Genomic DNA, 21,431 nt, shown 5'->3' with positions numbered 1-21,431 from the left:
CGGGCCAATCCGACTAAAATTTCCGCCATCCGCCCGCGCCGCCGCCAACGCCTTCCATGGCGGCCATGGCCGGGTCCCTTTCTCCGACACCGACAACCATGCAAGCCAACACCGACCTCCAAGACAGCCGCCTGGCCAACGCCTGGGCCGAGCTGCACAACTACGCCGTGGCAGGCAACCCGCTGAACCCCGACTCGTACCGCCTGGCCTTCGCCGACCCCGAGTTCATGCTGCGCCGCGAAACACGCGGCATACGCTTTCAGTTGGAGCTGCTCAAGCCCGACCTGGAGCAGGCCGCGCAGGGCATAGAGCACACCGTGGTGGTGTACGGCAGCGCGCGCTTCGTTTCGCCCGAGGCCGCGGCCCAGCAGCTCGCCGACGCGCAGGCCAGCGGCGACGGCGAACGCATCGCGCGCGCCGAGCGCGCCGTGAAGAACGCGCAGTACTACGACCTGGCGCGCCAGTTCGCGCGCCACGTGGCCGACTACAGCCAGGACCGCCCGCCCGCCGAGCGCCTGTACATCTGCACGGGCGGCGGCCCAGGCATCATGGAGGCCGCCAACCGCGGCGCCTACGAGGCCGGCGCGCCCACCATCGGCCTGAACATCACGCTGCCGCACGAACAAAGCGGCAACCGCTACATCACGCCCGCGCTGTCGTTCAAGTTCCACTACTTCGCGCTGCGCAAGATGCACTTCATGATGCGCGCCAAGGCCCTGGTGCTGTTCCCCGGCGGCTTCGGCACGCTCGACGAGCTGTTCGAGGTGCTGACCCTGGTGCAGACCGGCAAGGCCAAGCCCGCGCCCATCGTGCTGTTCGGCACCGCGTTCTGGAAGCGGCTCATCAACTTCGAGGCCCTGGTGGAGCAGGGCACGGTCTCGCCCGACGACCTCAAGCTGTTCCACTACACGGACGACCCGGCCGAGGCCTGGGGCATCATCCGTGCCTTCTACGAACTTTGACCTTTGCCCAGCCGCCAGGCCACGCGCGAGCCCAGGCCCACCGTGGCGCCCACCACCCAGAACAGGCCGCTCACGCCGATCAGCGCGCTGGCCGAGCCGAACAGCAGCGGCATGAGCACGCTGGAGCCGTTGATGGCCATGAGCCGCAGCCCCAGCGCCTCGCCATGGCGGTGGGCCGGCGTGATCTGGTGCAGCAGGCTCATGACCATGGGCTGCACCGAGCCGAGCGCGAACCCCAGCAGCACCGAGCACGCCCCCAGCGCCAGGGCCGTGGGCAGCAGCGGGTAGACGGCGAACAGCACGGCCGTCATCCCCATGGCCCAGGTCACCACGGTGGCCTCGCGCAGGCGCTCGGCCACCAGCGGCATGAGCACGCGGATCAGCGCCGCCGCGATGGCGAACGCGCCCAGGATGGAGCCGATGACCGAGGCCGACAGCCCGCGCTCGTAGCCCAGCAGCGGCACGACGAAGGTGTGCACGTCCCAGCAGGACGACAGCAGCCAGTTGACGATGAGCAGGAGGCGAAAGCGCGGCTCGGCCATCAGGTCCCAGGCGCGCTGGCGCGGCCCGCCGGCCGCGGCGATCACGCTGGGCAGCTCCTGCGCGGTGCGCACCCAGAACCAGGTGGCCAGCGGCAGCACGGCCATGAGCGCGAACGCCGCGCGAAAGCCCCCGGTGCCGCCGGCCTGCGCGCCCGCATGGTCGATGAGCAGGCCGGCGCAGAACGGCCCCAGGAAGTTCGACACCGCCGGCCCTATGGCCAGCCAGCTGAACACCTGCTTGAGCTGCGTGGCGTCGTGCGCGGCGCGGCCCACGTGGCGCTGCAGCGCGATCGTGGCCGCGCCCGTGGCCCCGCCCGTGAGCAGGGCCGCCACGCACAGCATGGGGAACACGGGCCACGCGAACGCGCCGCCCGCCCCCAGCACGGCCGCCGCCACCGCGTGGCGCACCGGGCGCTTGAGGCCGTGGCGGTCGGCATAGCGCCCCGCCGGCAGCGCCAGGAACACCTGGGTGAGCGCGAACAGCGCCAGCAGCACGCCCACGGCCGCGGCGCTGTAGCCCTGGCGCAGCGCCAGCAGCGGCGCGGCCATGCGCATTCCGGCCATGCAGGCGTGGATGCATATCTGTCCGGCGATCAGGCGCGCCAGGGCCCAGTTCACGCGGCGCCCTTTCCGCCCGGCTCTTCTTTTGCTACATCTTCAGAAGCATCCGGTGCAGGCTGGACAAGCGCTGCAGCGGTATTTTCTTCTAAATCGCCTTCCCGGGCTGCCTCCACCAGCGCGGGCGGCAGCGCCTTGGCGGGCTTGATGCCCAGCTCCTTGAGCATCTCGGCGCGGCGGATCACGTTGCCGCGGCTCTTGCTGAGCTTGTTGAAGGCGCGGTGGTACGCGTCGGACGCCTGCGCGAGGCCCTTGCCCACCTTCTCCAGCTCCTCGACGAAGGCCGTGAGGTGGTCGTACAGCTCGGCGCCGCGCCTGGCGATCTCCTGCGCGTTGCGGGTCTGCGCCTCCTGGCGCCACAGGTGGGCCACGGTGCGCACCACGAACAGCAGCGTGGAGGGGCTCACGAGCAGCACGTTCCTGTTCCACGCGTCGCCGTAGAGCTGGCCGTCGCCGCTCACGGCGAGCATGAACGCGGGCTCGATGGGCACGAACATCAGCACGAAGTCGAGCGACTGCAGGCCGTAGAGCTGCTGGTAGTTGCGCTCGGCCAGGCCCTTGATGTGCTGGCGCACCGAGTCGAGGTGGCGGCGCTGCGCGGCGGCGCGCAGCGTTTCGTCGTCGCCGGTCGCCCACTCCTCGTAGGCGAGCAGCGAGACCTTGGCGTCCACCACGAGGTGCCGGTCCTCGGGCAGGTGGATGACCACGTCGGGCTGGGCGCGCGAGCCGTCGTCGCGCAGGTGGTTCTCCTGCACGTCGTACTCGAAGCCCTTGCGCAGCCCGGCCGATTCGAGCACGCGCTCCAGGATCAGCTCGCCCCAGTTGCCCTGCGCCTTCGTCGATCCCTTGAGCGCCTGCGTGAGGTTCTTCGCGTCCTCGCTCAGCGTCTGGTTCAGGCCCATGAGCTGGTGCACCTGCTGCGTGAGGGCCGAGCGCTGCCGCCCTTCCGCGTCGTAGAACTGCTCGACCTTGCCCTGGAACTCGGCCAGGCGCGTGCGCAGCGGGTCCAGCAGCTGGCCCAGGCTCTGCTGGTTCTGCTCGGCGAAGCGCCTGCCCTTCTCTTCGAGGATGTCGTTGGCCAGGCTCTTGAACTGGTGCGTGAGCGCCTCGCGCGCCTCGGTGAGCAGCGCCAGTTTTTCCTGCGCCGCGCGGCGCTCGGCATCGGCCTGCGCGGCCTGGGCCGCGGCCTGCGCCTGCAGCGCGGCCAGCTGCTGGCGCAGCGCCTGGGCGAGCTGGCCCTGCTCCTGCAGCTGCGCCTCCAGCGCGGGCACGCGCGCGGCGCGCTCGGCCATCTGGGCGCGCTCGTCGCGCGCCGTGTCCAGCGCCTCGCGCCAGGCCGATGCCTGGGCCTTGAGCTGCTGCCATTCGGCCTGCAGGCCGGCGCGCTCGCTCTCCAGCCCGCGCACGCGCTCCTGCGCCGCCGCGATGCGCGCGAGCGCCTCGGCCTGGGCCTCGGCGCGCGCCGCCGCCAGGGCCTGCCCGCGCCCGGCCTCGGCCTCGCGCCGCGCACGCGCCGCGCCCCACAGCAGGCCCAGCCCCAGGGCCAGGACGATCGACAGAATGGCGGCCAGCACGGCCAGGAGTTCGATGCTCAAGATTGTTCTACTATTGATTCAATAGCTGCCAGCGCTTTCCAGACAAGCGCCGCAGGCCTTTTTGGTTTGTATTTCACCTGGACGCGATGCGGTTCACGGGCGTGAGCGGCGCGCCCTTCTCGAAGAAGGCGATCAGGTTGTCGGCCGCGAGGTTGGCCATGGCCAGCCGCGTGGCCACGGTGGCGCTGGCGATGTGCGGCGTGAGCACCACGTTGGGCACCTCCAGCAGGCCGGGGTGCACGCTGGGCTCGCCCTCGAACACGTCCAGGCCCGCGGCGGCGATGCGCCTGTCCTTGAGCGCCTCGGCCAGCGCCGCGTCATCGACGATGCCGCCGCGCGCGATGTTGATGAGCGTGGCCGTGGGCTTCATGCGCGCGATCTCGGCCGCGCCGATGGCGTGGTGCGACTCGGGCGTGTAGGGCAGCACCAGCACGAGATGGTCGGCCTGCGCGAGCAGCTCGTCCTTGCCCACGTAGCGCGCCTTGCACTCGGCCTCCAGCCCGGGCGAGAGGCGCGAGCGGTTGTGGTAGATCACGTCCATGCCGAAGCCGTGCGCGCCGCGCCGGGCGATGCCCTGGCCGATGCGGCCCATGCCCAGGATGCCCAGCGTGCTGCCGTGCACCTCGCCGCCCGCGAACATGTCGTAGCTCCAGCGTGTCCACTGGCCGGCGCGCAGGTAATGCTCGCTCTCGGTGATGCGCCGCGCGGTGGCCATGAGCAGCGCGAAGCCGAAGTCGGCCGTGGTCTCGGTCAGCACGTCGGGCGTGTTGGTGGCCTGCACGCCGGCGGCGGTCATCGCCTCCACGTCGAAGTTGTTGTAGCCCACGGCCATGTTGGCCACGATCTTGAGAAGCGGGCTGGCCGCAAGCAGCGCCTTGTCGATGCGGTGGCTGCCGGTGGTGAAGGCGCCGTCCTTGTCGGCCATGCGCCGGGCCAGATCGGCCTGCGTCCACAGCACGTCGTCCGGGTTGGACTCGACCTCGAAATGCCGCGAAAGGCGTTCGATCACCTCGGGAAAGATCCGGCGCGTGACCAGGATGCGGGGCTTGGGCATGGGGGCTTGTCCTTTGTTCAGAAGAAGACGAAGGTCATGGCGACGAACAGCGGCACCAGGATGGCGCCGGACCACAGCATGTAGCCGAAGAAGCTCGGCATCTTCACGCCGCGGTCCTCGGCGATGGCCTTGACCATGAGGTTGGGCGCGTTGCCGATGTAGGTGTTGGCGCCCATGAACACCGAGCCCGCCGAGATGGCCGCCAGCGTGGCCGCATGCGCGGCCATGAGCGTGGCCGGATCGCCCCCGGCCGTGTTGAAGAACACCAGGTAGGTGGGCGCGTTGTCGAGAAAGGACGAGAGCAGCCCCGAGGCCCAGAAGTACATGGCCGGATCGGGCGAGCCATCCGCGCGCGTGACGGCCGAGACGATCGCGCCGAACGGGCCGTGCACGCCCGCCTTGAGCATGGCGATCACGGGGATGATGGTCAGGAAGATGCCCGCGAACAGCTTGGCCACCTCCTGCATCGGGCCCCAGCCGAACTGGTTGGCCTCGTGCACCTGGCGCGGCGTGAGCGCGAGCGAAGCCAGCGTGACCGCGATCAGCCCTGCGTCGCGCACCAGCCCGGGCAGGCCCACGGGCGTGCCGGCGATGATCCACTGCACGTCCGACTTCCACACGCCGCTCATCAGCACCAGCCCCACCACCGCCAGCAGCAGCGCGAAGTTGATCTTGCCGTCGAAGCCCAGCGCCTGGGGCGCAGAGTCGGGCGTGGGGTCGCTGCGGCCGGCCTCGCCCGCCTGCCGGTAGTACCAGCTGTCGAGCGCATAGAACAGCGCCAGCAGCACGCCGACGAGGAACAGCGTCTCCGGGAAGATGTGCCGCATGGTCCAGAAGAAGTCCACGCCCTTGAGAAAGCCCAGGAACAGCGGCGGATCGCCCAGCGGCGTGAGCGAGCCGCCGGCATTGGAGACGATGAAGATGAAGAACACCACGACGTGCGCCACGTGCTTGCGGTCGTCGTTGGCGCGTATCAAGGGGCGGATGAGCAGCATCGACGCGCCCGTCGTGCCCATGAAGCTCGCCAGCACCGCGCCCACGGCCAGCAGTCCCGTATTGAGCGCCGGGCTGCCGTGCAGGTTGCCGCGTATGTAGATGCCGCCCGCCACCGTGAACAGCGCCGCGAGCAGGATCACGAACGGGATGTACTCGGCCACCAGCGCATGCACGAAGCCCGCCGCCGCCGCGCCCGGCCCGTGCACGAAGGCGAACGGCACCAGAAAGGCCAGAGCCCAGGCGGCGGCCACCTTGCCGAAATGGTGGTGCCAGAACAACGGCGCCAGCAGCGGCAGCAGCGCGATCGACAGCAGGATGCCGGCAAAGGGCACGCCCCACAGCACCGACAGCCGGCTGCCGTCGATGTCCGCCGCCATGGCCAGCGGCGGGGCCATGCATGCCAGGGCCAGCGCCAGCATACGGAAAGCCTTCATGAATCCGTCTCCTCTCTTCTTCGTTCTGGGAGCCCGCCCGCTCATGCGGGGCTGGGAATGTCGAACACCTGGCGCAGGTAGGCCAGGTATTTTTCGTCTTCGCACATGTTCTTGCCGGGCGCGTCCGAGAGCTTGGCCACGGGCTGGCCGTTGCAGCGCGTCATCTTGATGACGATCTGCAGCGGCTCGCAGCCCAGGTCGTTGGTCAGGTTCGTGCCTATGCCGAAGGCCAGCTGGCAGCGCCCGTGGAAGCGCTGGAACAGCTCGATGATGCGCGGCACGGTGAGCGCATCGCTGAAGATCAGCGTCTTGGTCAGCGGATCGACGCGGTTGTCGCGGTAGTGCTGCAGCAGGCGCTCGCCCCAGGCGAAGGGGTCGCCGCTGTCATGGCGCGCGCCGTCGAACAGCTTGCAGAAATACAGGTCGAAGTCGCGCAGGAAGGCATTCATGCCGTAGACGTCCGACAGCGCTATCCCTAAGTCGCCGCGGTATTCCTTGGCCCACATCTCGAAGCCGAACACCTGGGTGTCGCGCAGCCGCGGGCCCAGCGACTGGCAGGCCTGCAGATATTCATGGGCCATGGTGCCCAGCGGCGTCACCCCCAGCTTCATCGCATACAGCACGTTGCTGGTGCCCGCGAACTGCCCGGCGTCGCCGTTGCCGCGGTCGTCCGTCCCCAGGCGCGCGCACAGCACGCGCAGGACCTCCTCATGCCAGGCGCGGGAGAAGCGCCGGCGCGTGCCGTAGTCGGCGATCTTCAGCCTCTCCAGCCCGCTGGCCTGCATCCGTGCGATCTTGGCATCGAGCCGCCGGCGCCCCTCGGGGAAATCGGGCACCTTCTGCGTGTTGCGGAAGTACACCTCGTTGACGATGGCCAGCACCGGGATCTCGAACAGGATGGTGTGCAGCCAGGGGCCGGTGATCGTGATGTCGATCTCCCCCGTGGGCAGCGCACTCACGTGGATGTATTTCTCGTTGAGCCTGAACAGGCCCAGGAAATCGACGAAATCGCTCTTGATGAAGCGCAGCGAGCGCAGGTAGGCCAGTTCGGCATCCTGGAACTGCAGGGTGCACAGCGCGCGGATCTCGTCGCGGATCTCGCTCGCGAAGGGAGCAAGCTCCACGCCCGGGTTGCGGCACTTGAAGCGGTACTCGACCTGCGCGCCCGGAAACTGGTGCAGCACCACCTGCATCATGGTGAACTTGTACAGGTCGGTGTCGAGCAGGCTGGTGATGATCATGGATATGCGCGCGGTTCCGTGCCCCGCCGGCGGTGGGCCCCGGGCCGGCGCCCGGGAGGAGGGACATGGGATCTCTGGCCCACGATTCTGGCATCAACCAGGCGCCGCCCGCCGCCACTGCGCGGACAACCCCACGCTCAGATGCACAGCGGCTGCAGCACCTGCCGCAGCCGCTGCGGCAACGGCCGCGGCCGGCGGTCGCCGCGGCCCACGTACACGTGCACGAAATGGCCGCAGGCCGCGCTCATCGCCTCGCCCTGCGCGAACAGGCCCACCTCGTAGCGCACGCTGCTCTCGCCCAGCCGGGCCACGCGCATGCCGGCATCGATGGCCTGGGGAAAGGCCAGCGGCGCAAAGTAGTTGCACTGCGTCTCGATGACCAGCCCGATGGTGTCGCCCTGGTGGATGTCCAGGGCGCCCTGCTCGATCAGGTAGGCGTTCACGGCCGTGTCGAACCAGCTGTAGTACACGACGTTGTTCACATGGCCGTAGATGTCGTTGTCCATCCAGCGCGTGCCTATGCTGCGAAAGGCGCGATAGGCATCGCGGGGCTGCGGCCGCGGACGCGGTGGCGCGAAAGCGGCGGCGGTGGATGGCGGAGCGTGGGGCGCATTCATGGGACGCTGATTGTGCCAGCGAGGCCAGGCGCCCCGCCCCGGGAGATCGGGCGCCGGACGCACGTTCCGCCCTCCCGTAACAAACGGAACATTGGGGTAACGACCCTAAAAATGTTGCATTGCAACAAAAACACTTGCATCTCGGGCCAGGATCCCTAAAATTCGCTCCATGCTGCACTGCAACATGACATGGAAGTCAGTCAGGGCAGTCCTCTTAACTCGCCCCCCAAGGGCTTTTCATTTGGAGAAATGACATGTCGCTGACCCCTGAGCAATTCCTCGCTTCCCACAAGGCCAACGTCGAAACCCTGTTCGGCCTGACCAACAAGGCCTTCGAAGGCGTGGAAAAGCTCGTTCAACTGAACGTTGCCGCTTCGCGCGCCGCTCTGACCGAAGCCGCCACCCACGCTCAAGCCGTGCTGTCCGTCAAGGACGCGCAGGAACTGCTGGCCCTGCAGGCCGGTCTGTTCCAGCCCATGGCCGAAAAGGCTGCCGCCTACAGCCGCCACGTGTACGAAATCGCCTCCGGCACCGGCGCCGAGTTCGGCAAGGCCTTCGAAGCCCAGACCGCCGAAGCACAGCGCAGCTTCAGCAGCCTGGTGGACTCCGCCGCCAAGAACGCCCCCGCCGGTTCCGAAACCACCGTGGCCGTGTTCAAGAGCGCCGTTTCCGCCGCCAACAACGCCTTCGAGTCCGTGCAAAAGGCCGTGAAGCAGGCCAGCGACGTGGCCGAAGCCAACTTCAACGCCGTGGCCAGCTCCGCTGCCAACGCCGCCAAGACGGTCGAAGTCGCCGCACGCAAGCGCTGATAGCCCGGCTGCACTTCGCAGAAGTGCAGTCCAGGGTTTTCACCTATAATTCCGACAACGGCCTTGTCATCGAAGATAGCAAGGTCCACCAGTTGTCTCCTTGGATCCTTTCGAAGCCTCGCGTTTCATGGATCCCTTCCAGCCCAGTCTCTGACTGGGCTTTTTTTTTGCCCGCTCCATGGCGAAGGATTTCCCCTGCGGTGATCTGGATCATTTAAGAACGATTCTCGTTTGTTTTATGATCCGCACATCCATTCCCGAGAAAGACCGATTCCCATGTACAAGCCCATGAAATCCCTGCTGGCCATCTGTGTTCTGGCGGCAGCAGGCGCCGCCTGCGCCCAGGAGCAGGTCGTCAACCTGTATTCGGCGCGTCACTACACCACGGACGAGGCCCTCTACAGCGGTTTCACCAAGGCCACGGGCATCAAGGTCAACCGCGTGGACTCCGACGATGCCGGCATCATGGCCCGCCTGAAGGCCGAAGGCACGGCCTCGCCCGCCGACGTGATCCTGCTGGTGGATGCCGCGCGCCTGTACCGGGGGGAAGTCGATGGGCTGTTCCTACCCGTGCGCTCCAAGGTGCTGGAGGACGCCATTCCCGCCAACCTGCGCGCCACGCCCGCCGCCGATGGCGGCATTGCCTGGTTCGGCCTGTCCACCCGCGCCCGCGTCATCGTCTACAACAAGGCCAAGGTGAACCAGGACGACGTGGACACCTACGAGGAACTGGGCGACCCCAAGAACAAGGGCAAGCTGTGCATACGCTCGGGCTCGCACCCCTACAACCTGAGCCTCTTCGGCGCGGTCACCGAGCACATGGGCGAGCAGAAGGCCGAGGCCTGGCTCAAGGGCATGGTGAACAACCTCGCGCGCGCGCCCAAGGGGGGCGACACCGACCAGATCAAGGCCGTGGCCGCAGGCGAGTGCGACATCGCCGTGACCAACAGCTACTACCTGGCCCGCCTGATGCGCTCGGAAAAGCCCGAGGACAAGGCCGTCGTCGAGAAGGTCTCGGTGGTGTTCCCCAACCAGCAGTCCTGGGGCACGCACATGAACATCGCCGGCGGCGCCGTGGCACGCCACACCAAGCACCAGGCGAATGCGATCAAGTTCCTGGAATACCTGGCGAGCCCCGAGGCACAGAACTATTTCGCCAACGGCAACAACGAGTGGCCCGCTGCCAAGGGCGTGGACCCCGGCAACCCCGCCCTCAAGGCCATGACCGACGGCAAGCCGTTCAAGAGCGAGACCATCCCGATCAGCGCCGTGGGCGCCAATACGGTCAAGGTGCAGCAGATGCTGGACCGCGTCGGCTTCCGCTGATCCAGCGCGGCCACCTGCAACGAGCCCGGCCCCCCGCCGGGCTTTTTTCTTTTGCGGCCACCGGCCCGCGCTCGTTCATAATTGACGTTTACGTCAACGTCATTCTTGGAGACACCATGGACATCAAGGGCAAGGTATTCATCGTCACGGGCGGCGCCTCGGGCCTGGGCGAAGGCACGGCGCGCATGCTGGCGGACGCCGGCGGGCGGGTGGTGATCGCCGACATGCAGGCCGACAAGGGCGAGGCCGTGGCGCGCGAGATCGGCGGCGCCTTCGTGCGCTGCGACGTGAGCAGCGAGGCCGACGGCCAGGCCGCGGTGGCCAAGGCCGTGTCCCTGGGCAAGCTCATGGGCCTGGTGAACTGCGCGGGCATCGCCCCCGCGGAGAAAACGGTGGGCAAGAACGGCGCGCATGCGCTGGCCACGTTCAGCAAGACCATCACGGTGAACCTGATCGGCACCTTCAACATGATCCGGCTCGCCGCCGAGGCCATGAGCAAGAACGAGCCCGAATCCACGGGCGAGCGCGGCGTGCTGGTCTCCACGGCCAGCGTGGCGGCCTACGACGGCCAGATCGGCCAGGCCGCCTACTCTGCCTCCAAGGGCGGCGTGGTCGGCATGACGCTGCCCATCGCCCGCGACCTGGCCCGCAGCGGCATCCGCAACATGACCATCGCCCCCGGCATCTTCGGCACGCCCATGCTGTTCGGCATGCCCCAGGAGGTGCAGGACGCGCTCGCCGCCGGCGTGCCCTTCCCCAGCCGCCTGGGTACCCCGCAGGACTACGCCAGGCTCGTGCGCCACATCTTCGAGAACGACATGCTCAACGGCGAGGTGATCCGCCTGGACGGCGCCATCCGGCTCGCACCGAAGTGACCCAGGCCGGCGTGGGTCCTGCTAGGCGCTCGATCCGCGAGCGGCCTGCGGGCGCACGCCCTTGCCTTCGCAGCCTTGGCGATTTCGCGGGCCTTCAGCGCGGCCTGGCATCGCCGTCCCGCGTGCGCCGTAGGGGTGGCCATGCGCCCAGGTGTGGAGCCCGGTATTCCGTGCGCCTGAGCGGGCATGGCGTTTATTCCAAGCGACATGCCTGGAGCTATTGCTGCCGCGCGTTTTCGCGCTGTTCCGCAACCGCCAGCCCGAACCGGAAACTTGCTCCCTGGCCCTGCACATCGACCAGCGCAATCGAGCGGCCGTGCAGTTCCAGGATGCGGTGCACGATGCGCAGGCCCAGGCCGCCATCGCGGCGCGCGCCGCCCACGGTGAAGGGGCGCTGGAACAGCCCTTCGCGCAGTTCGGCCGCAATGCCGGGCCCGGTGTCGCTGACCGTGACCTCCACCTCTGCGCCGGATACCGATGGCGCGAGCGCAATCCGCACGGAACCGCCCTCGGGCACATGGCGCAGGGCGTTGTCCAGCAGATTGCCCAGCACGCGCTCGATCATGCCCAGGTCCGCATGGACCGGGGGCAACTGGGGCGGAAAGACCGCTTGGAGCGCAACGCGCCGGGCCTCTGCCCGCAGCTCGAATTTCTGGAACACGTCCTGCACCAGGTCGATCAGGGAAAACGACTCGCGCTCGGGCTGCACGAACCCATATTCAAGCCGGGCCAGCTCGAACAGGCTCTGCACCAGTTCGCCCACCTTGCGGCTCTGGTCGAGGGCGATGCCCAGGTAGCGACGGCGCTCGGGCGCTTCGAGCACGGCATCCTTGAGCAGCAGCGTCTCGAGGTAGCCGTGCAGCGAGGAAAGCGGCGTGCGCAGGTCGTGCGAAACATTGGCGATCAGCTCGCGGCGCTCTTGGTCCTGGCGCGTCAAGGCCTTCCACTGCTGGCCTATGCGGGCCACCATCTGCCGGTAGGCGCCGTCGAGCACGGCGATCTCGTCACGGCTGTCCTGCGCGGCGTGGGCCGGAGGCTCGGGCAGCTCCGGCGGCACGCCATGAATGTCGAAGCGCCCTACTTCGTCGGTCAACCGGCGCAGCGGCCGCGTGATCAGCGCGAAGGCCACCAGGCCCGCCGCCAGGCACAACAGGGCTACCAGGCCGATGGACCACAGCGCCGTACGCAGCACACTGCTGGCCGAGCCCTGGGCCACGAGCCGGTCATGCGCCTCGCCCAGCAGCACCACGTAGATGTAGCCGACGTCGCGGCCATCGACGCGCAGCGGCGCCGCGCTGAAGACCTTGCGCCCATCCATGCTGCGCGGGTCGTCCCCCAGGATGGGCAGCGCGCCGCCACCGAGCAGCCGGTGCACGGGCGCCAGGTCCACGCGGTCGCGGCGCAGGCGCCCCTCGGGCGCGGCATGGCCGGCAATGCGGCCATCGGGCTCCAGCAGATAGACCTCCACGCTGGGGTTGACCATCATCATCTGGTTGAAGAGGTTGCGCACGGCGCCGGGCATGAGCCCGTTGGCATCGGTGAGCTGGGCATTGCGGGCGATGCTCTCGGCCACGTCGCGCGACAGGCCCTGCACGACCTCCAGCTCGTGCATGCGGTTGGCGCGCAGCTGCAGCCAGGCCGAAGTGCCGCTGCACACCAGCAGCAGCACGGCGAACACCAGCGACAGGCGCTGGGTCAGCGTCAGGCGCAGTCTCATGCGGCGCCTCCCGGCTCGGCGAACTTGTAGCCGCGCCCCCAGACGGTGAGGATGCGCATGGGTTGGGCCGGATCGGCCTCGATCTTGGCGCGCAGGCGGTTGATGTGGGTGTTGACCGTGTGCTCATAGCCTTCATGCTGGTAGCCCCAGACGGCATTGAGCAGGTCCATGCGCGAGAACACCTTGCCGGGCTGGCGCGCGAAGAAGTACAGCAGATCGAACTCGCGCGGCGTCAGGTCCAGCCTCGCGCCGTCGAGCCGCGCATCGCGCGCCACCGGATCCATGGACAGGCCCGCGATGGACACGCTGCCTGCCTCCAGGCGCGCGTTCTGCGCCAGCGCCTCGACGCGCCGCAGCAGCGCCTTGACGCGCGCGATCAGCTCCAGTACCGAGAACGGCTTGGCCAGGTAGTCATCCGCGCCGATCTCCAGCCCCAGGATGCGGTGCACCTCGCTGGAGCGCGCGCTGACGATGATGATGGGTGTGTAGCGTGCCATGGCGCGCGCGCGGCGGCAAATCTCCAGCCCGTCCACGCCGGGCAGCATGATGTCGAGCACCAGCGCATCCCAGCCACCCTGCTCCAGTTGCCGCAGCCCGTCGTCGCCGCGCGCGCAGTGCACGACCTCCAGCCCCTCGTCGCGCAGGTGCAGCGCGAGCAGGTCGGCGATATGGGCGTCGTCCTCGACGAGAAGCACGCGGCGTGTTGCGGTCATCTTGAAAGCCTGTGATGCAGCTGGAAGGCGCCCATGGCACCCGGACTGCCGATTGTCCGGAATCCTCCGAGGAGGAGTTATCACGAATTATTTAAATTTGCGTGAGGACTCCGGGAAATCGACGTCCTAAGCTGAGGCTCATGCGCCACCAACCCCTTGACGGATAAGCCATGACGGCGGGCTTCGATTGCCTCCGGATCGCAGGCACGGATGTCGCGATCGTGCTTCTGGCGGCCATTGCAGGCCCTCTCGCAAGGACACGCGATGCCATGCACCTTGCCGATCCGGCTGAATCTTTGTCAGCGGCGACTGCAGGGGACGGGCGCTATTTCACAGGCCGATGAGATCCGTGCCCAACGAGGCACATCCATCCACTGCGGCCGCCGATCAATTTCAACTTCGAGGAAGAGTCACCATGAAATCCGTCCTGCGCACAGTCAACGCGCTTTGCCTGTCGCTCGCGTGCGGTTATGCCGCAGCGCAAGCGACTGTCCTGCATGTCTACGGGCCGGGCGGCCCGGCACCGGCCATGAAGGAGGCCGCCGTTGCGTTCGAGAAGAAGACAGGGGTCCATGTCGACGTGACCGCTGGTCCGACGCCCTCCTGGCTCGAGCGCGCGCGCGCCGACGCCGACCTCGTCTACAGCGGCTCGGAGACGATGATGTCGGATTTCGTCGCCGCGATGGGCGGCCAGCTGACACCCGAGGCGCCAGAGCCGCTCTATCTGCGTCCGATGTCGATCCTCGTGCGCCCCGGCAACCCCAAGCATATCCAAGGGATCGCCGACGTGCTCAAGCCCGGCGTGAAGGTGCTCGTGGTGAATGGGGCGGGACAGAACGGTGCCTGGGAAGATGTCGCGGGACGGCTTGGCGACATCCGCACGGTGGCCGCGATGCGCAAGAACATCGTGGGCTACGCAGGCAACAGCGCGGCCGCGCGCCAGACCTGGATCGAGCGGCAGGACATAGACGTATGGCTCATCTGGAACATCTGGCAGGTATCGAATCCATCGCTGGCCCAGGTAGTGCCGATTGAGCCGCGCTACGCGATTTATCGGGACACGGGCGTGGCCGTGACCAAACGAGGCACCGAAAACCCGGCATCGCAGCAGTTCGTCGATTTCCTGAAGTCGTCCGACGGTGCGGCGATCTTCTCGCGCTGGGGCTGGACGACCGAAGCACCGCAAGGCGAGGTTCGCTAACCCTGGTTGATCTTCCCGGCCTTTGCCGGGACGGGAGATATCACGATTTTTTGAGGTTTGCGTGAGGACTTCGGGAGGCCCGGTCCCTAACATCCACTCCAACCCAAAGAGGAACGCACCATGACCACCAGACGCCATCTCCTGTGGACCACGGGCGCCGGCACCGCCGCCGCGCTGGCGGCCAGCCTGTTTCCACGCCGCGCGCCGGCCGCCGCGGCCAGCGAGGTCTTCGAAGTGCGCTATAGCGACGCCGAATGGCGCGCCCGGCTCACGCCCCAGCAATACGCCGTGCTGCGCCAGGAAGGCACCGAGCGCCCCTACAGCAGCCCGCTCGACAAGGAAAAGCGCGCGGGCATCTTCGCCTGCGCAGGGTGTTCCCTGCCGCTGTTTTCCTCCAAGACCAAGTTCGACAGCGGCACCGGCTGGCCCAGTTTCTGGAAGCCGCTGGACAACGCCGTCGCCACGCGCCAGGACCGGGCCCTCGGCATGCTGCGCACCGAGGTGCACTGCCGCCGCTGCGGCGGCCACCTGGGCCATGTCTTCAACGATGGCCCCCCGCCCACGGGCCTGCGCTATTGCATGAACGGCCTGTCGCTGGCCTTCGCCGCGCAGCCCGCCTGAACGCGGAGGGAGCCTTGCCATGCTGCTGATCGTCCTTGCCTACCTGGGCGGCGCCCTGACCATCGTCAGCCCCTGCATCCTGCCCGTGCTGCCCTTTGTCCTGGCCCGCGCCGACCAGCCCTTTGCCAGAAGCGGGTTGCCGTTGCTGGCCGGCATGGCGCTGACCTTTGCGCTGGTCGCCTCGCTGGCAGCCGTGGGCGGCGGCTGGGTGGTGGCCGCCAACGAATACGGCCGCTGGCTGGCACTGGCCCTGATGGCGCTGTTCGCGCTGACGCTGCTGTGGCCGGGCCTGTCCGAACGCCTGAGCAGGCCCCTGGTGGCTGCCGGCTCGCGCCTCTCCGAACATGCCCAGGGCAACGGCGAGGCAGGCGGCGGCCCGCGCACCGGCGCCTCGCTGCTGCTGGGCGTGGCCACGGGCCTGCTGTGGGCGCCTTGCGCGGGCCCGATCCTGGGCCTGATCCTCACGGGGGCGGCGCTGCAGGGCGCCAACACCACCTCCAGCCTGCTGCTGCTGGCCTATGCCGCTGGCGCCGCCACCTCCATCGCAGCAGCCCTGCTGCTGGGCGGCAAGGTGTTCGCCGCCCTCAAGCGCTCGCTGGGTGCTGGCGAATGGGTGCGGCGCGGCCTGGGCGCGGCCATGCTGGCGGGTGTGGGCGCCATCGCGCTGGGTCTGGACACGGGCGTGCTGGCCCAGTTGTCCACGGCCTCCACGGGCGGCCTGGAACAAAAGCTCGTCGAGCGCCTGGGCGGGCAGCGCAGCAGCGCGCCCGCCATGGCCATGCAGGGCAATCCCGCGATGATGATGCAGGCCTCCGGCAGCGCCGGCCCCGCCATGATGGCCGCGGGCGGCAGCGGCGCGGAACCGGGCTTGCCCGACGAAGGCACAGCCCCTGCGCTCGACGGCGCCACGCACTGGTTCAACTCGGCCCCTCTGACTGCCGGGCAATTGCGCGGCAAGGTGGTGCTGGTCGACTTCTGGACCTATTCCTGCATCAACTGCCTGCGCACCCTGCCCTACCTGAAGGCCTGGGCAGAGAAGTACCGCGACCAGGGCCTGGTCGTGGTGGGCGTGCATGCACCCGAGTTCGCCTTCGAGCGCAAGCTGTCCAATGTGGAAAAAGCCATCGAGGATCTGGGTATCGAATACCCCGTGGCCGTGGACAACGGCTACCAGGTCTGGCGCGCCTTCCGCAACCAGTACTGGCCCGCGCACTACTTCATCGACGCCCAGGGGCGCATCCGCCACCATCACTTTGGCGAAGGCGGCTACGCCGAGTCCGAGCGCGTGATCCAGCAGCTGCTGCAGGAGGCCGGCGCAGAACAGGTGGCCCAGGGCCTGATCGAGGTGGAGGCCAAGGGCGTGCAGCAGGCTGGCGACATGGCTTCGGTGCACTCGCCCGAGACCTACCTGGGCTATGAGCGTGCGGAGCACTTCGCCGCCACGCCGGCCGCTGTTCACGACCAAGCCACGGTCTATGCCACGCCCGGGCGCCTGCCGCTCAATGCCTGGGGACTGACGGGCCAATGGAAGGTGGGGTCGGAAAGCGCCACGCTGGACGGTGCATCGGGCCGCATCACCTACCGCTTCCATGCCCGCGATCTGCACCTGGTGCTGGGCCCGGGGCCGGCCGGGAAGCCCGTGCGCTTCAGGGTGCTGATCGACGGCAAGGTACCCGGCAAGGCCCACGGCATGGATGTCGCAGCGGATGGCAGCGGCACCGTGACCGGCCAGCGCCTGTACCAGTTGATCCGCCAGGACGGAGACATCGCCGAGCGCACTTTCAGCATCGAGTTCAAGGACCCCGGCGTCTCGGCTTATGCCTTCACCTTCGGCTGAGCAGACGCGATTTCGACAGGAGAGCCATCATGATCACAGATTCCGCATTCCGCCGCCGCGGCCTTCTTCGGCTCATGGCCGGCAGCGCCGTGCTGCTGGGCGGCTGCCTGCTCTGGCAGGCCACCACGCTGCAGGCCGCCGAGCTGGCCGTGCGCATCCCGCCGCCCGCGCTGGATCTCCCCGCCACCGGCCAGGGGCTGCAAAAGGCCGTCTTCGCGGGCGGCTGTTTCTGGGGCGTGCAGGGCGTGTTCCAGCACGTCAAGGGCGTACAGCGCGCCGTCTCGGGCTACAGCGGCGGAACGGCGGCCCAGGCCTCTTACGCCGCCGTGAGCAGCGGCGGAACGGGCCATGCGGAATCGGTGGAAATCACCTACGACCCGGCGCAGGTCAGCTACGGCCGGCTGCTGCAGATCTTCTTTTCAGTGGCGCATGACCCGACCCAGCTCAACCGCCAGGGCCCCGATGCGGGCACGCAGTACCGCTCGGCCATCTTCGCGGCCGGCCCGGACCAGTTGAAGATCGCGCAGGCCTATATCGCTCAGCTCGACGCCTCGAAGTCGTTCGGCAAGCCCATCGTGACGCGGCTGGAGGACAAGCCCAGCTTCTTCCCGGCCGAGAACTATCACCAGGACTACATGACCGAAAACCCGCGCAACCCCTACATCGTCATCAACGACCTACCCAAGGTGGAGAACCTCCAGCGGCTGTTCCCAGACAGCTATCGCGACGATCCCGTGCTGGTCAGGCCGAGACGGCAGAAGTAGCGCGGACACGACAGGAAGCCGACCGGGGCACGCGACGAGGGCCCAAAAGCAAAGAGCCACCCGAAGGTGGCTCTTGACTCTTCTTAATCAATAATGATCCAGAAGACTTGTTTTGGCGGAGTGGACGGGACTCGAACCCGCGACCCCCGGCGTGACAGGCCGGTATTCTAACCGACTGAACTACCACTCCGCGTCGGTGTGACTTTCGTTCCTTGCGGAACCAAGTGCCACAAAACTTGGCGACCCTACGGGGATTCGAACCCCGGTACTCACCGTGAAAGGGTGATGTCCTAGGCCTCTAGACGATAGGGTCAAAACCTAGAAATTCGACAATCCTGGTGGAGGTAAGCGGGATCGAACCGCTGACCTCTTGCATGCCATGCAAGCGCTCTCCCAGCTGAGCTATACCCCCAAGGTATGGCGGAGTGGACGGGACTCGAACCCGCGACCCCCGGCGTGACAGGCCGGTATTCTAACCGACTGAACTACCACTCCGCGTCGGTGTGACTTTCGTTCCTTGCGGAACCAAGTGCCACAAAACTTGGCGACCCTACGGGGATTCGAACCCCGGTACTCACCGTGAAAGGGTGATGTCCTAGGCCTCTAGACGATAGGGTCAAAACCTAGATTGTTTCAGGTGGTGGAGGTAAGCGGGATCGAACCGCTGACCTCTTGCATGCCATGCAAGCGCTCTCCCAGCTGAGCTATACCCCCGTTGATTTCGGCGTTTAATTTTCTTAACCGCCGTCATCACCTGAGCCTCAAATTATAGACAGGTTTTCAGCGGCTTTTCAAACGCGCCAGGATTTTTTCGCGCCCGAGCAGTTCGAGCACCGCATCGACCGACGGCGTATGGGCCGTGCCCATGGTGAGCACGCGCACGGGCATGGCCAGCTGCGGCATCTTGGCGCCCTGCGCCTTCAGCACGTCCTTGATGGCGGCGGCGATGGCCTCCTTGTTCCACTCCACGGTCTGCAGCGCGGCGGCAAAGGCATCGAGCAGCGGCTGCGCGGCCTCGGTCACGAGCCTGGCGTAGTCGTCGGCGTTGCACTCCACGGTATCGGCATAGAACACGGCGATCCAGCGTGCCAGGTCGACCAGGGTTTCGCAGCGGTCCTTGAACAGGGCGCAGATGCGCGGCAGGCGCTCGTCGAGCTGGCTCGCGGCCACGCCGGCCTTCGCGGCGAAGGGCTCGACCATGCCGGCGAGCTGCGCGTCGTCCATGGCCTTGAGGTGCTGGGCGTTGACCCAGCGCAGCTTGGCCTCGTCGAACTGGCCGGCGCTCCTGCCCAGGTGGTCCAGGTCGAACCACGCGAGGAACTGCGCGCGCGAGAAGATTTCGTCGTCGCCGTGGCTCCAGCCCAGGCGCGCGAGGTAGTTGACCATGGCGTCGGGCAGGTAGCCCTCGTCGCGGTACTGGGTGACGGCCTTGGCGCCGTTCCTCTTGCTCATCTTCTCGCCCTGCTCGTTCAGGACCGTGGGAAGGTGGGCGAAGACGGGCTCCTGCGCACCCAGCGCCTCGAAGATGTGGATCTGGCGCGGCGTGTTGTTGACGTGGTCGTCGCCGCGGATCACGTGGGTGATCCGCATGTCCATGTCGTCCACGCAGACGCAGAAGTTGTAGGTGGGCGTGCCGTCGGGGCGGGCGATGACGAGGTCGTCGAGCTCGCTGTTCTGGAACTCGATGCGGCCCTTGCACTTGTCGTCCCAGCCGACGACGCCGTCCTTCGGCGTCTTGAAGCGCAGCACGGGCCTGACGCCCTCGGGCACGGGCGGCAGCACCTTGCCGGGCTCGGGGCGCCAGGTGCCGTCGTAGCGGGGCTTTTCCTTGGCGGCCATCTGGCGCTCGCGCAGGGCGTCGAGCTCCTGCACGCTCATGTAGCAGGGGTAGACGTGGCCGGCGGCCTGCAGTTGGGCCAGCACTTCCTTGTAGCGGTCCATGCGCTGCATCTGGTAGTACGGGCCTTCGTCGTGGTCCAGCTGCAGCCAGGCCATGCCTTCGAGGATGACGTCCACCGAGGCCTGCGTGGAGCGCTCCAGGTCGGTGTCCTCGATGCGCAGGATGAAGTCGCCGCCGTTGGCGCGCGCGAAGGCCCAGGGGTAGAGCGCCGAGCGGATGTTGCCCAGGTGGATGAAGCCCGTGGGCGAGGGGGCGAACCGGGTGCGTACTTTGGTGCTCGTCATGGCAGGGTGTCCAGCCCGCGGGCCAGGTCGTTCTGGATGTCGCCCAGGTGCTCCAGGCCGACGGAGATGCGGATCAGCCCCTGGCCTATGCCGGCGGCCTGGCGCTGTTCCTCGGTGAGCCGCCCGTGCGAGGTGCTGGCCGGGTGGGTGATGGTGGTCTTGACGTCGCCCAGGTTGGCGGTGATGGAGCACACGCGCGTGCTGTCGACCACGTGGAAGGCGTTGGCGCGCAGTTGCTCCGCGCCCTGCCCCGCCACGTCGAACGCCAGCACCGTGCCGCCCATGCCGTTCTGCTGGCGCATGGCGAGCTCGTGCTGGGGGTGGCTCTTCAGTCCGGGGTAGTAGACGCGCGCGACCTTGGGGTGCGCCTCCAGCCAGGTGGCCAGCTCCAGCGCCGCGGCGCTTTCGGCCTTGACGCGCAGGCCCAGCGTCTCCAGCCCCTTGAGCACCACCCAGGCGTTGAAGGGCGCCAGGTTCAGCCCGCCGCTGCGCAGGAAGGTGCCCATGACCTTGTCGACCAGCGCCACCGTGCCGCACACGGCGCCGGCCATGACGCGGCCCTGGCCGTCGAGCAGCTTGGTGCCCGAGTGCACGACGATGTCGGCGCCGAAGCGCACGGGCTGCTGCAGCACGGGCGAGGCGAAGCTGTTGTCCACCGCGAGCAGCGCGCCGCGGGCATGGGCCAGCTCGGCCAGCGCGGCGATGTCGCACAGGTCGGTGAGCGGGTTGGTGGGCGTCTCGGCGAACAGAAGGCGCGTGTTGGGGCGCATCGCCGCCTTCCAGGCCTGCACGTCGGTCTGGGAGACGAAGCTGGTCTCCACGCCGAAGCGCGCCATTTCGGTGCCCAGGAGCTTGATGGTGGAGCCGAACATGGACTGCGAGCAGATCACGTGGTCGCCCGCCTTGAGCGCCGTGAGCGCCACGAGCAGGATGGCCGACATGCCGGTGGCGGTGGCCACGGCGCATTCCGTGCCCTCCATGGCGGCCAGGCGCCGCTCGAAGCTGGTGACCGTGGGGTTGCTGGTGCGGCTGTAGGTGTAGCCCGCTTCCTCGTTGGCGAAGCGCCGCGCGGCGCTGGCGCAGTCGCTCTGCACGAAGCTGCTGGTCAGGTACAGGGCTTCGCTGTGCTCGCCCCACTGGCTGCGCTCCACGGCCTCGCGCACGGCGAGGGTGTCCGGATGCAGGCCGGCGGGCAGGGTTTTATCGGTCACGATGACGGTCCTTGTTTAAAAACAGGAGCTGTTTGCGCCTGATCCGTGGGGTTTTCAGTATCTTTCGATACTGAAAACTAGAAGTGGCAAGCGGCAGGCGCTCATTTTTTTGAT

General features: G+C 67.8%; 18 protein-coding genes and 6 tRNA genes. 8 read left to right on the top strand and 16 right to left on the bottom strand.

Features of this window, described 5'->3' with window-relative positions; all coding sequences use genetic code 11:
* Positions 1-98: 98 nt before the first annotated feature.
* Positions 99-962 carry an LOG family protein gene (locus ACX12L_RS01405; protein WP_459260957.1) on the top strand — a complete coding sequence of 288 codons (864 nt, stop codon included), beginning with the start codon at positions 99-101 and terminating at the stop codon, positions 960-962.
* On the opposite strand, the gene ACX12L_RS01400 is transcribed toward ACX12L_RS01405, so the two are convergent.
* From ACX12L_RS01400 to ACX12L_RS01375, 6 genes are all read right to left on the bottom strand, one after another.
* Positions 950-2,122: an MFS transporter gene (locus ACX12L_RS01400; RefSeq protein WP_459260956.1), complete on the bottom strand. Its 1,173-nt coding sequence runs from the start codon at positions 2,120-2,122 to the stop codon at positions 950-952. The genes ACX12L_RS01405 and ACX12L_RS01400 overlap by 13 nt on opposite strands.
* Positions 2,119-3,717 carry a DNA recombination protein RmuC gene (locus ACX12L_RS01395; protein WP_459260955.1) on the bottom strand — a complete coding sequence of 533 codons (1,599 nt, stop codon included), beginning with the start codon at positions 3,715-3,717 and terminating at the stop codon, positions 2,119-2,121. Before ACX12L_RS01395 ends, ACX12L_RS01400 begins: the two co-directional genes overlap by 4 nt.
* Positions 3,718-3,790: 73 nt before the next feature.
* Positions 3,791-4,771 carry a 2-hydroxyacid dehydrogenase gene (locus ACX12L_RS01390; protein WP_459260954.1) on the bottom strand — a complete coding sequence of 327 codons (981 nt, stop codon included), beginning with the start codon at positions 4,769-4,771 and terminating at the stop codon, positions 3,791-3,793.
* A gap of 17 nt (positions 4,772-4,788) precedes the next feature.
* Positions 4,789-6,201, bottom strand: a complete 1,413-nt coding sequence (locus tag ACX12L_RS01385) for a sodium:proton antiporter (RefSeq protein WP_459260953.1) — start codon at positions 6,199-6,201, stop codon at positions 4,789-4,791.
* A gap of 41 nt (positions 6,202-6,242) precedes the next feature.
* A complete protein-coding gene (pncB, locus tag ACX12L_RS01380) occupies positions 6,243-7,442 on the bottom strand; it encodes a nicotinate phosphoribosyltransferase (RefSeq protein ID WP_459260952.1) in 1,200 nt (399 codons plus the stop codon).
* Between the two features lie 137 nt (positions 7,443-7,579).
* The gene (locus ACX12L_RS01375; protein ID WP_459260951.1) at positions 7,580-8,059 is read right to left on the bottom strand and encodes an acyl-CoA thioesterase; all 480 of its coding nucleotides are present in this window, start codon (positions 8,057-8,059) and stop codon (positions 7,580-7,582) included.
* A gap of 254 nt (positions 8,060-8,313) precedes the next feature.
* On the opposite strand from ACX12L_RS01375, the gene ACX12L_RS01370 reads away from it, so the two are divergent.
* The 3 genes from ACX12L_RS01370 (at position 8,314) to ACX12L_RS01360 (ending at position 11,069) form a co-directional block, all read left to right on the top strand.
* Positions 8,314-8,868 carry a phasin family protein gene (locus ACX12L_RS01370; protein ID WP_459260950.1) on the top strand — a complete coding sequence of 185 codons (555 nt, stop codon included), beginning with the start codon at positions 8,314-8,316 and terminating at the stop codon, positions 8,866-8,868.
* A gap of 276 nt (positions 8,869-9,144) precedes the next feature.
* On the top strand, positions 9,145-10,194 hold the full coding sequence (locus ACX12L_RS01365) for an extracellular solute-binding protein (protein WP_459260949.1): 1,050 nt from the start codon (positions 9,145-9,147) through the stop codon (positions 10,192-10,194).
* A gap of 116 nt (positions 10,195-10,310) precedes the next feature.
* The gene (locus ACX12L_RS01360) at positions 10,311-11,069 is read left to right on the top strand and encodes a 3-hydroxyacyl-CoA dehydrogenase (protein WP_459260948.1); all 759 of its coding nucleotides are present in this window, start codon (positions 10,311-10,313) and stop codon (positions 11,067-11,069) included.
* Between the two features lie 217 nt (positions 11,070-11,286).
* Here the strand turns inward: ACX12L_RS01360 and ACX12L_RS01355 are convergent, their stop codons facing one another.
* Positions 11,287-12,786, bottom strand: a complete 1,500-nt coding sequence (locus tag ACX12L_RS01355; RefSeq protein ID WP_459260947.1) for a sensor histidine kinase — start codon at positions 12,784-12,786, stop codon at positions 11,287-11,289.
* Entirely contained in the window at positions 12,783-13,499 is a 717-nt protein-coding gene (locus ACX12L_RS01350) for a response regulator transcription factor (protein ID WP_459260945.1), read from the bottom strand. Before ACX12L_RS01350 ends, ACX12L_RS01355 begins: the two co-directional genes overlap by 4 nt.
* A 415-nt stretch (positions 13,500-13,914) precedes the next feature.
* Here ACX12L_RS01350 and ACX12L_RS01345 point away from each other — a divergent pair, with 415 nt between their 5' ends.
* The 4 genes from ACX12L_RS01345 to msrA all read left to right on the top strand — a co-directional run bounded on the left by ACX12L_RS01345 (position 13,915) and on the right by msrA (position 17,922).
* A complete protein-coding gene (locus ACX12L_RS01345; RefSeq protein WP_459260944.1) occupies positions 13,915-14,700 on the top strand; it encodes a substrate-binding domain-containing protein in 786 nt (261 codons plus the stop codon).
* A 120-nt stretch (positions 14,701-14,820) separates the two neighbouring features.
* Positions 14,821-15,321, top strand: a complete 501-nt coding sequence (gene msrB / locus ACX12L_RS01340; RefSeq protein WP_459260943.1) for a peptide-methionine (R)-S-oxide reductase MsrB — start codon at positions 14,821-14,823, stop codon at positions 15,319-15,321.
* Between the two features lie 19 nt (positions 15,322-15,340).
* Positions 15,341-17,158 (top strand): cytochrome c biogenesis protein DipZ, encoded by a 1,818-nt coding sequence (locus ACX12L_RS01335; RefSeq protein ID WP_459260942.1) that lies wholly within the window; start codon positions 15,341-15,343, stop codon positions 17,156-17,158.
* A 29-nt stretch (positions 17,159-17,187) separates the two neighbouring features.
* Positions 17,188-17,922 carry a peptide-methionine (S)-S-oxide reductase MsrA gene (gene msrA, locus ACX12L_RS01330; RefSeq protein WP_459260941.1) on the top strand — a complete coding sequence of 245 codons (735 nt, stop codon included), beginning with the start codon at positions 17,188-17,190 and terminating at the stop codon, positions 17,920-17,922.
* A gap of 113 nt (positions 17,923-18,035) precedes the next feature.
* Here the strand turns inward: msrA and ACX12L_RS01325 are convergent.
* The 8 genes from ACX12L_RS01325 to ACX12L_RS01290 all read right to left on the bottom strand — a co-directional run bounded on the left by ACX12L_RS01325 (position 18,036) and on the right by ACX12L_RS01290 (position 21,317).
* Positions 18,036-18,112 (bottom strand) — tRNA-Asp (locus ACX12L_RS01325).
* 47 nt (positions 18,113-18,159) lie between these two features.
* Positions 18,160-18,235, bottom strand: a tRNA-Glu gene (locus tag ACX12L_RS01320).
* Positions 18,236-18,258: 23 nt separating this feature from the next.
* A tRNA-Ala gene (locus tag ACX12L_RS01315) sits at positions 18,259-18,334 on the bottom strand.
* Between the two features lie 6 nt (positions 18,335-18,340).
* A tRNA-Asp gene (locus tag ACX12L_RS01310) sits at positions 18,341-18,417 on the bottom strand.
* A 47-nt stretch (positions 18,418-18,464) separates the two neighbouring features.
* Positions 18,465-18,540: transfer RNA gene (locus ACX12L_RS01305), tRNA-Glu, on the bottom strand.
* Positions 18,541-18,560: 20 nt separating this feature from the next.
* Positions 18,561-18,636, bottom strand: a tRNA-Ala gene (locus ACX12L_RS01300).
* Between the two features lie 66 nt (positions 18,637-18,702).
* Positions 18,703-20,106 (bottom strand): glutamate--tRNA ligase, encoded by a 1,404-nt coding sequence (gene gltX, locus ACX12L_RS01295; protein ID WP_459260940.1) that lies wholly within the window; start codon positions 20,104-20,106, stop codon positions 18,703-18,705.
* On the bottom strand, positions 20,103-21,317 hold the full coding sequence (locus tag ACX12L_RS01290) for an O-succinylhomoserine sulfhydrylase (protein WP_459260939.1): 1,215 nt from the start codon (positions 21,315-21,317) through the stop codon (positions 20,103-20,105). Before ACX12L_RS01290 ends, gltX begins: the two co-directional genes overlap by 4 nt.
* Positions 21,318-21,431 lie beyond the last annotated feature (114 nt).

The sequence above is a fragment of the Alicycliphilus sp. T452 genome, assembly GCF_054512775.1.
Note: the sequence above shows the minus strand (reverse complement) of the source record. Positions and strands in the feature narration are given on the sequence as shown.